We start from the raw sequence: 641 nt of genomic DNA, 5'->3' as shown, positions 1-641 counted from the left end.
CTTCTGCAGATATGGCGATCAATGATCGATTTGAGTGGCAAGCAAATCTAGCAAGATCTCTCCCGGCAGGTCAGGGTTCTATTGCTTTGAATGGCAGCGTTTATACCGTAAGGGTGCAGTGGACAGACCGTGTCGAGCAAGGTACAACGAGCATCGCGACAAGCTCTATTGATCTTTCATTTGAGCCTTAAGGAGTAGAGCACTATGACACAACATTCGAAACAACAAGGCTTATCACTTGTTGAATTGCTCGTTGCCTTGGCGTTGAGTTCTTTCCTATTGCTTGGTTTATTCCAAATTTTTAATAGCAATAGTCAGGCTTTCAATCTTCAAGGTGGAGTTGCACGCGTTCAAGAAAGCGGTCGTATCTCGATGGAGTTTTTGTCTCGTGGAGTGCGTGCTGCAGCGTTTCTTGGCTGTGCATCGGGAGATGCGAGTTCACCATTCACCAATGGAGCAGACACGAGCGAATTCTCGAATGTAGCATTTCGAAACGAGCTAATTCGTTTCAATGGCGACAATGGTATTACCGGCTTTGATAATGTGACTGGCGCAGTTACAACACTGAACAACATGGGCTTGAGTGTCGGGACAGGTGCACAACAAATTGTAAGCGGAACGGATGTATTTATCGTGCATGG

The 641-nt window shown here is 46.2% G+C and carries 1 protein-coding gene and 1 pseudogene; both read left to right on the top strand.

From position 1 onward, the window contains the following. Window positions 1-191 (top strand): annotated as a pseudogene (locus A3739_RS00530) (hypothetical protein); the annotation flags it as partial. 13 nt (window positions 192-204) lie between these two features. Further along, on the top strand, window positions 205-641 hold a 437-nt coding region (locus A3739_RS00525; RefSeq protein WP_156502201.1), incomplete at its 3' end, for a prepilin-type N-terminal cleavage/methylation domain-containing protein.

It is taken from the genome of Oleiphilus sp. HI0067 (assembly GCF_001635735.1).
This window is presented reverse-complemented; position numbering and strand designations above follow the sequence as displayed.